Genomic DNA, 6342 nt, shown 5'->3' with positions numbered 1-6342 from the left:
CGTCGGCGTCGTCATCATCTGTGTCATCGGCGTCGTCGCCGCGACCACCGGCCTCCGCAGACGAGTACGGCCCGAAGCCCGCCATCGGGCCCTGGCCGCGCAGGTCGTCGGCGGCGGCGAGGACCTGGCCGTCGACCGAGACGACCTGGACCGGTTCGTCGTCGGGGTCGGGTAGTTGCAGTTGCGCGAGGGCGGTTCCGGCTTCCAGCTGGGTGACGATGTCGTGCGCAATGTTCTCTGCCTGCACGCTCGCGCTCTCGACCAGATTGTCGCGCAGCGCCGCCAGCACGATCAGCCCGGCGGCTGTCAACGCCACCGCGACGACCGCCGTCGCCGCCGTGGTGGTGCGAGCCCGCACCGAACTCCACCACGATCGCCTGCAGCGTGTCCGTTCAGGCACGGTCGGCCGCCAACCGATAGCCCGCGCCGCGCACGGTCAAGATGGTTCGGCAGCCGAAGGGCGCGTCGATCTTGCGTCGCAAGGTACTGATGTACACCTCGACGATGTTCGGATCACCCTCGTAGGCGAAGTCCCAGACATGGTGCAGGATATCGGCTTTGGATACCACCTCCCCCGCCCGCACGGCCAGGTGCTCGAGGACGGCGAACTCTTTGGCGGTGAGCGCGACGTCCCGGCCGCCGCGGCGGCAGGTGTGGGTGGCCGGATCCACGACGAGGTCGCCGATGCGCAGCACCCGCGCGCCGCCGCGGGTACGGCGCCGCAGCAGGGCGCGGATACGAGCAACCAGCACCACATACGAGAACGGCTTGCTGAGGTAGTCGTCGGCGCCGGTATCCAGGCCTTCGGCCTCGTCGTACTCCCCGTCTTTGGCGGTGAGCATCAGTACCGGGGTTTCGTGGCCCGCGGCCCGCAGGGCGGCGCACACCCGGTAGCCGTTCATCCCGGGCAGCATGATGTCGAGGATGATCAGATCGTAGTCGGCACTGGTCGCCCAGTGCAGCCCGTCGACGCCGTCGTGCACGACGTCTACGGCGAAGCCCTCAGCGGTCAAACCCTTTGCCAGCGCGAGAGCAAGACGCTTCTCGTCCTCCACGATCAGCAGACGCATCCACCCAGGGTGTCAGATGGTTGCTGAAATGTTCTTCAGGTGACTTCAGGTCGCCTTCAGCATTGTCTTGCCACAGTGGTGATCACCTTCGGGACCAACACCTACACAGGAGGTTTCACCATGGCAAACGTCTTCCGTCACTCGGCCGCCGGTATGCGTCGGCTGCTGATCGGCGTCGTGGCTGTCGGCGCCGGTATCGGCATCACCGCGGTTGCCCTCGGTCACGGACCGCAGGGGCATACCGTCTCGCTCGATCGTCCGATCACCGAGTGGTCGCTGGTCGCCGATCCCGGTATCGACCGGAAGCAGGCGATGGATGCCGCAGCAGCGGCGGTCCCGGACGGTAAGGCGGTCTCGGCCGAGTTCGATGCCGAGTACCGCACGGCGGTATGGGAGGTAGAGGTGGTGACCCCCGACGGCGTGGAGTACGAGGTGACCATCGATGCGGATACCGGCGAGGTACTCGGCACCGTGGATCACGACTGACCGCCCGGGTTCTGGCCTGTCGCCCGGGCATGTCCAGCCGGCAGCCGCGATTATGAGGGGATGGCGGCCGCAGACGGACACGCCGGCGCCGAAAAGCAAACAGTCCGCTGGATTACATCCAGCGGACTGTCGGCGTAGGCGCCCTATGCATCTACATATTATTCGGCGGAAAAGCTCGCCAGCCCACCGAAGCCGCTGAAGATGTCGCCGAATGCGCCCAGAAGGTCGCCGAGGCTGCCCAGGTCTACCGAACCCATAGTTTCGCTCCTAATCCGTCTGCTTTGGTCCACGGCGCCGCTGCACCGCCGTACATATTGGTAATTGCGTTATTTGAACGTGATGCTTGTGTTATATGAACGTGACGCATCATGTGCATGAACACGAGTTAAAAGATGATCTCGTGGATATGGGCAAAGAAAACACAAGACAGTAATTACAAGCTTGTCAGCAACCTCGCTGTAGCGGCCGCCACAAGCAGCGCCCACAACGCCTATCGACGAATATGGCGCCCGGTAATTTCCCTGACCCAGCGACCGCGATCCGTGTTATTCGGCGGTGAATTCCATGAAGAGTCTGCCGTCGAACCGACAAAGAGACGACAGTGAGAATCAACGAGCTCCACACGAATAACAACGTGTTACCTTGGCGCCCTTTGTTTCCCGTGCCGCACATCCTGTCGGACCGCATCGGCAAAGTTGCTGCCGCCCTCTTCACCGACCCACCGGACGACGGCGCGCACTGAATCGAGCAAGGCCCGACCAGGGTGATCAGCGAGCCGGATTCAGGCGGTGGCGCGAGGGTATGCGGGGAGGGTGACCTGAGCGGATTACAGGAGGAGGCATGCGATGACCTGGCCGGTGACCGGGATGTCCGCGCGCCGTTGGCGGCTGCGCGATGAACAGCTCACCGAGACGGCGCGAAATATGCTGCGTCACGACGAACGCCTCCGCGGCACCGCGGTCGAGGTGGAGTTCCGGGGCGGGGTCGCGCATATGACCGGGTCCGTGGACAACGAAGACCGGCTGTCCGTGGTGCGTGAGTTGATCGGTCATCTGTCGGGAGTACTGGCAGTATGGGACCGGGTGCAGATCAACCGGCGAACGCCGCGCATCCTCGATATCGGTTGTGGCGCAACCAAACAATATCCCGGCAATATCGGGGTGGATATGCGGCAGGTGCCCGGAGTGGATATCGTCGCAGACCTGCGGATGGGGCTTCCATTCGCCGACTCGTCATTCGATCGTGTGTTCGCCGTCCATGTCCTGGAACACCTGGCGGATTTTCTGCCACTGGTGGACGAATGCCACCGCGTATTGCGTCCAGGTGGTGTGCTGAACGTGCTGTCGCCCTGGTGGCGTTATGTGAACGCGGTAGCCGATCCGACCCATCTGCGACTGCTGGACGTGCAGACCTTCAAAGGCATTTGTGACCGGCCGGGCAGTGACCGCCGCTGGTATCCGCTCCATACCGGCTGCGATGGGGCGAGTGTATTCGCCGATCTGCGGCCGCTTGCTCCCGGGGAGCCGGGGCCATCGGACCACCAATTGGCCCGTTTCTTCGACTGAAGAAACCGCAGTGCAATCGCCTCCCCACCAGCACCCGCTCCGGATGCCGTCGTGATTGACCGAGCCCGAACCGGGTAGGACGGCATCGGCGGTCGACCAGCGTGGAACAGGAGGAGCTATGTCGTTGCAGGTTGCCGACTATGTCCTACAACGTCTGCGGGAATGGGGTGTCGAGCAGGTCTTCGGCTATCCCGGTGACGGTATCAACGGTCTGGTGGCCGCCTTCGGGCGAGCCGACAACCAGCCACGGTTCGTGCAAGCCCGCCATGAGGAGATGGCGGCGTTCCAGGCCACCGGCTACGCCAAGTTCAGCGGCCGGGTAGGAGTGTGTACCGCCACGTCAGGGCCCGGCGCGATCCATCTGCTCAACGGTCTCTACGACGCCAAACTCGATCACGTACCGGTGGTCGCGATCGTCGGCCAGACCGCGCGCAGCGCGATGGGTGGCAGCTATCAGCAGGAAGTCGACCTGCAATCGTTGTTCAAGGATGTCGCCTCCGCGTATCTGGTCGAGGTCAACGTGGCCAGCCAACTGCCCAACGCGCTGGATCGGGCGTTCCGAACCGCAATGGCGCGCCGCGCCCCGACCGCGGTGATCATCCCCGCGGATCTGCAGGAAGAGCCCTACCAGCCGCCGCAACACGAGTTCAAGCAGGTACCGTCGAGCCCACCGGCCGCCATGCCCACGACATTGATTCCGCCACAGTCGGAACTCGAGCGTGCCGCCGATGTGCTCAACGCGGGTTCCCGGCTCGCCATCCTCATCGGCCAAGGCGCACGGGGCGCGGTCGAGGAAGTCGTCGAAGTAGCGCAACTGACCGGCGCCGGTGTGGCCAAGGCGCTGCTGGGAAAGGATGTGCTCTCCGACGAGCTGCCGTTCGTCACCGGATCGATCGGGTTGCTGGGTACCCGGCCGAGCTACGAGCTGATGCGCGACTGCGACACGCTGCTCATCATCGGCTCCAGTTTCCCCTACAGCCAGTTCCTGCCCGAGCTCGACCAAGCTCGCGGCGTGCAGATCGATATCGACGGCACATTCATCGGCATGCGCTATCCGACGGAAGTGAATCTGCTGGGCGACGCGCAAGCAACGTTGCGGGGACTCATTCCGCTGCTGCAGCGTAAAACCGACCGTTCCTGGCGGTCGGCTATCGAGGCCGGTGTCACCCGCTGGTGGGAGACGGTCGAACATCAGTCGATGCTCGAAGCCAAGCCCGTCAACCCGATGCGGGTGGTGTGGGAGCTGTCCCAACGTATCCCCGACGACGCAATCGTCACCGCCGATTCCGGTTCCTCCACCAACTGGTACGCCCGCTGCCTGCGGTTCCGCGGAAATATGCGCGGTTCGCTCTCGGGCACCCTGGCCACCATGGGGCCTGGGGTCCCCTATGCGATCGGCGCGAAGTTCGCCCATCCCGAGCGGCCCGTTATCGCGCTGGTCGGTGACGGTGCGATGCAGATGAACGGGCTCGGCGAGCTGATGACCATCGCGCGTTACCGGCACCTGTGGAGCGATCCGCGGCTGATCGTGTGCGTGTTCCACAACAACGACCTCAATCAGGTCACCTGGGAACTGCGCGGTATGGGCGGGTCGCCCAAGTTCGAGGAGTCGCAGACGCTACCGGATGTGTCGTACGCGGACTTGGCTCGTGACATGGGTGTGGAGGCGATCGCCGTCGACGATCCCGATGACATCGCGAGCATGTGGGATCGTGCCCTCGCCGCAGCGGGCCCGGTGGTGCTCGACGTGCGCTGCGATCCCGAAGTTCCGCCGATCCCACCCCATGCCAGCTACGAACAGATCAAGGACCTGGGCAAGGCCGTCCTCCGCGGCGACCCGGACGCCTGGCATCTGATGATGCAGGGCGCAAAGACCAAGCTTCAAGAACTTCGTCCATAGCGACCGGAGCATGCCAACCTCGACTGGCTGCACGATCTGATCAGCAGATCGAGCCCTGCTGATCTGAGACACCGAGTGGTCCGGGGCGGCGAATTCGTCCCATCTTTGTCCTTCCTGGGGCGCATACGAGAGGTTAGTATCGCGATATGGGGACCGTCTATCGACCTACCCCAGATCGGCCGAATGCTTCAGAGCTCGGCCAGGGGGTAGATGACACCTCGAATTCGACCTACCGCTCCCGGCTCCAGCCGGGAGCCGACGTCCTGAATCCTGAGACGTGGGCCGGCCGGATCCCCCACACCGGAGGGATCGCACCACGGCTGCGAGTCGGCCGGGATCGCTGGTTCAACGTGTTGTGGTTGCTTCCGATCGGGTTCGTCGTGCTGATCACTGCGGTGGCGATCGCGAAGGGCCTGCACAACATGCCTGCCGTGCAGGACTTCATGGCCCGGTATCCCGGGACGCAGGAACCATCCGGTATCCAGGCGAGCCCAGGCATCCCGGCCTGGGTCGGCTGGCAGCACTTCTTCAACCTTTTCCTGATGGTCTTCATCCTGCGCTCGGGGATCCAGATCTTCGTCGATCACCCGCGGTTGTACTTCAGCAGGGACTGCACGCCGGGAAAGGAATGGCTGCGCGTCCAGCATCGCGTCCCGGACGACCCGCTGTGGACCGCGAAGCAGGATTCCGTCGGGCTGCCGCGGCACGTCGGGCTGCCCGGTATCCGGCATTCGATCGGCCTGGCCAGATGGTGGCACCTCGGCGCCGATGTGCTGTGGCTGATCAACGGCGCGATCTTCTACGTGCTGTTGTTCGCCACCGGCCAGTGGCGGCACCTCGTCCCCACCAGCTGGGATGTCTTCCCGAATGCTCTGACGGTCGTGATCCGTTACCTGTCGTTGGACTGGCCCCATGACAACGGCTGGATCGCGTACAACGGTTTGCAGCTGCTGACCTACTTCCTGACAGTCTTCGTCGCCGCGCCCCTGGCGATCCTCACCGGCCTCGCCATGTCGCCCGCTCTGTCGACCCGCTTCACCTGGATCAGCAAACCGTTGAACATCCAGCTCGCGCGCTCGGTGCATTTCCTCGTGATGCTGTGGTTCCTGCTGTTCATCGTCGTGCACATCACATTCGTGGTCACTACCGGCGCACTGGAAAACCTCAACCACATCTTCGCCGCCCGCGACGACGACAGCTGGGTCGGCTTCGGTGTCTTCACCGTGGCGATGGTCGTGGTCGTGATCGGCTGGGTGGCTGCCACCCCGTTCACGTTCCGTCATCCGCGCGTGGTGCAGCGCGTCGGGTACGCGTTGATCGG

6 protein-coding genes and 1 pseudogene are annotated in these 6342 nt (G+C 64.1%); 5 read left to right on the top strand and 2 right to left on the bottom strand.

What is annotated here, in order from left to right; genetic code table 11:
* Together B0T44_RS25735 and B0T44_RS25730 are read right to left on the bottom strand one after the other, a co-directional pair.
* Nucleotides 1–358 (bottom strand): annotated as a pseudogene (locus B0T44_RS25735) (two-component sensor histidine kinase); the annotation flags it as partial.
* Nucleotides 359–392: 34 nt separating this feature from the next.
* Nucleotides 393–1070 carry a response regulator gene (locus B0T44_RS25730; protein WP_077114823.1) on the bottom strand — a complete coding sequence of 226 codons (678 nt, stop codon included), beginning with the start codon at nt 1068–1070 and terminating at the stop codon, nt 393–395.
* A 120-nt stretch (nt 1071–1190) separates the two neighbouring features.
* On the opposite strand from B0T44_RS25730, the gene B0T44_RS25725 reads away from it, so the two are divergent.
* The 5 genes from B0T44_RS25725 to B0T44_RS25710 form a co-directional block, all read left to right on the top strand.
* Complete coding sequence (locus B0T44_RS25725) at nt 1191–1556, top strand: PepSY domain-containing protein (protein WP_139347647.1); 366 nt, start codon at nt 1191–1193, stop codon at nt 1554–1556.
* A 601-nt stretch (nt 1557–2157) separates the two neighbouring features.
* Entirely contained in the window at nt 2158–2298 is a 141-nt protein-coding gene (locus B0T44_RS27385) for a hypothetical protein (protein ID WP_175647920.1), read from the top strand.
* A gap of 103 nt (nt 2299–2401) precedes the next feature.
* Entirely contained in the window at nt 2402–3121 is a 720-nt protein-coding gene (locus B0T44_RS25720; protein ID WP_077114825.1) for a methyltransferase domain-containing protein, read from the top strand.
* A 118-nt stretch (nt 3122–3239) separates the two neighbouring features.
* Nucleotides 3240–5021, top strand: coding sequence for a thiamine pyrophosphate-requiring protein (locus tag B0T44_RS25715; RefSeq protein ID WP_077114826.1), 1782 nt, complete (start codon nt 3240–3242; stop codon nt 5019–5021).
* Between the two features lie 146 nt (nt 5022–5167).
* The coding region (locus B0T44_RS25710; protein ID WP_176219246.1) for a cytochrome b/b6 domain-containing protein at nt 5168–6342 on the top strand (1175 nt) is incomplete at its 3' end.

Origin of the sequence: Nocardia donostiensis (genome assembly GCF_002081715.1) — a bacterium.
Classification (GTDB): Bacteria; Actinomycetota; Actinomycetes; order Mycobacteriales; family Mycobacteriaceae; genus Nocardia; species Nocardia donostiensis.
The sequence above is the reverse complement of the archived record's forward strand: the minus strand, read 5'-3'. Positions and strand labels throughout refer to the sequence as shown.